This window comes from Bacillus cereus group sp. BfR-BA-01382 (assembly GCF_022663475.1).
Lineage (GTDB): Bacteria > Bacillota > Bacilli > Bacillales > Bacillaceae_G > Bacillus_A > Bacillus_A thuringiensis_S.
Window position 1 is genome coordinate 1 of sequence record NZ_JAKUFQ010000201.1, and the last position, 3,228, is coordinate 3,228.

The window sequence follows — 3,228 nt, forward strand, 5'->3', positions numbered from 1 at the left end:
GTAAATCTCTTTGTTGTGATAACTCTACTAAAGAAGACATTTAACACGTATATGTAATTTATCTAGTAGTATTTTATGTGTATAGTAGTTAGAACTTTTTATTAATAAATTTTGAAAACATTAGTATATATAATATAAATTATTTTTTTATTTAAAAATATTTTGTTTGTCCCCATCCTCTCTAAAATATTCCCCCTTTTCTTAAAATCTTATATAAATATATATCTTATATATATTAAAAATATAAAGATAAAACTTTTATAGGTTCATAAAATATAGAATAAGGCCTGCTATGACAATGTTTTTAACATACCCTACTGTAAAAAATCATAAATGGTATGTAATGGGAGTGTAAAAATAGACTTTGTTGTACCATCCTTTCTACATAAAATCATAAAATAATACCACTATTCCTACATAAAAAATGAAGAAAAATAATTCACTGATAAGTATATTTATTCAACCGTAAATAAGAAGATATTCTCGATAGTTGTCCCCAATTTGTAGTTATTTGTACACAATCTATACACAAGGATCATAATTTAATCCACTTAATTCAGTTATTCATATTTAATCACATAAAACTTGATGAATTTTAGTAGATTTACTTATAGAACCTTTATATAGCAACAATAGTATGATATTTTTATTCACAAATGATACTTTTTATAAACATATCCACTAAAAATTTAATTTTTCTTATGATTTTATGTAGAGTAAAATCTTTATTTATATAGGTATTGGATGCCTTTTCAAGTTACTATTGTGGAAATTAAGAATGATGAATAATTTTTATTGTATAGAAGTGCATAAAAAAAGATTCTATTTTCAATAGAATCTTTTAAAAAAGTATATAAATGTATCTAATAGAAAGACTTTGAATGATAGAGCCAACACGAATAGCCCTCTACTTTGATTTTTTTTCAAATATAGAGAGCTGAAAATGATTACATTTCTTCCATTACTTTTAATACCTGTTCAGTTGATGTAACTTGAATCCCAGCACGTATCAGCTGTTCCAACGCACGTATAAAGGTAATTAAATTTATGCTACCAGGTACTTCAATTACCCTTAGCTTTTCTTTTGGTAATTTATCTATCTTTTCAATGAACAATTCACGTACATCACTAGGAATAAAGCGTTCTTTATGTCCTTTTATTTTTAGAAGTTCACGCATTTCTATTTCTAAAGCCATATAAGCATTTAGATTTGCACCTTGTTCATAAGCGTATTTTCTAAATAATGTTTCTTCTTGATATCTTAGATAATTACGATGGTAAGATTCCTCTGTAACAGGTACGGCAAATTTGTTCTTTAATAACTCAAATGTTTTACGGAACAGCTTCTTGATGCTTCGGCGAGAGTACATAGAGAAATGCAATCCGAAATCAAATATAGCTTGTTCTTTTTGTTTTGCTGGTACGTGCTGTGTAATAAGAGGATAAACCCCTTCTTTAGCTGCGGTATCAAGAATGTGATACTGTGATGTTTGATTCAGTAATTTTTTCAGTGTATATACTAACTTACTTGGATATTTTTCAGTGCGATCAATCATGTCACGCAAACTATGTATTACACTACGGATTTGTCGATGACAGGTATTTTTAAGTACATGAATAAATTTATTCATGTCTCGTGTAAATTCCCCAATATGCATTTCTTGTAGTGTAGATTCAATAAATCGGGCTTTACGGGCATACGTAACCTTTGGAGTAAAAGGATCACGATACTGTAGTTCGCCTGATTCTTTTCCACATAAGAAGTCTGGATGAATAGATAAAAATAAAGTCGTGTATTTTTTCTTGTTTTGAACCCCTTTTTGTAGTTTACAGATTTTGAATAGTGGAGTTCCTGTACAAGGCAATACAGTCGTTAGTTCTTTCATAACTGCACGAATTTGATGTGGATACTTCTTATGTAGAAAGCGGTACATCCCACCAAAGTGAGTCTTATTACCTCTTTCATCCTGTTTGTCTAAAGAACGTTTTAATGTAGTTTCTCTATGCTGTTGCATAGCAATATCTAAGAATAGCTTCTTAGATGCTACTGAAAGTTCAAAGAAAGCCTTTGTAAAGACTACAGGACTAATGTAAACATAAGGATTTGCTTTTTCTGTTTCTTCATTCATAAAATGAGTTATTTTAATTGTGTATCGACTATCTAATTCATTTTCAATCGTAATAATGTTATGTAGGCTTAATTTTTTTAATGCAATATAGAATTGAGAATGCTGTATACATGCCAATTCTTCTTTGTATTGCTTATAGTCTTCCCAAAGCATATGTACTGTTACGTTTGGAATAATACCATTCGTATAGCATTTTTTATGTAGGTAAAGGAATACTTCAAGATCTGCATTTGTAATACCGTACAATTTATGTTTTCTTTCCATTGTCTTTGAAATAGTATGACGTGAAAAAGATGGCTTTGCTTGTGCAACAAATCCATCGATATCCGCAATACGTTCTTCATACGACATTTGATTAATAATATCTTCAAGGTATGTATCTTTATAGCTATAGTATTTTCCTTCCAATGCATCAACAAGTGCTTGCCAAGATTTTAATGTAACTATAACCGCATTAGTAGATTGTCCATCTAGACTACGTTGATTACTAATAACAAATGATTTGCTCATCTTTTTCACCTCCTATACAAATTAAAATATACATATCCGTACAATATAAAATATACCGATTTTAATTATAGCAAATCAAAAGTTGATGAAATGGGCCCCTTTAAGAGCCAACATGAAAAAATGAAATGTACGTTAATCCCTTTCATACCAAGGGGTTTCGGGTTTTGTTCTATTTTTTTTATGGACATGATATCACTATGAATTTTCATGTTCCGAATAAATAAGAAAATGAGTTGTAAAATGCTAATAAACGTTGTTCTAATGGGGTTAGAAGCTTATTTTCACAAAAATATAAGGGACATGATAGAGCTGTAGATTTTCATATTTCTATTTATTATAATTTACATGAAAATCGTCAATAAACATTGATGTTAAAGGGATTTATATGAAATTTGGTATTTATAAAAGGAACGTGATACCGCTAGGGGTGATTCATCTTTTCAGATAGAAAGGGACATGATACCGCTATGAATTTTCATGTTTTATAATTCCCTGAAATTTGAGAAGATGTTGTATAAATGTATGGTATATAAGGGGTTTAGGAGGATTTATGAAACAAGAAAGGGACATGATACCGCTATAAATTTTC

1 protein-coding gene is annotated in these 3,228 nt (G+C 29.3%); it reads right to left on the reverse strand.

Features of this window, described 5'->3' with window-relative positions:
- Positions 1–947: 947 nt before the first annotated feature.
- Positions 948–2,639, reverse strand: a complete 1,692-nt coding sequence (locus MR160_RS33165; protein WP_242299168.1) for a hypothetical protein — start codon at positions 2,637–2,639, stop codon at positions 948–950.
- Positions 2,640–3,228: the final 589 nt, after the last annotated feature.

Coding starts and splice junctions, on each gene's coding strand:
- MR160_RS33165 (WP_242299168.1), bottom strand. CDS start 2,639: ATGAGCAAATCATTTGTTATTAGTAATCAACGTAGTCTAGATGGACAA.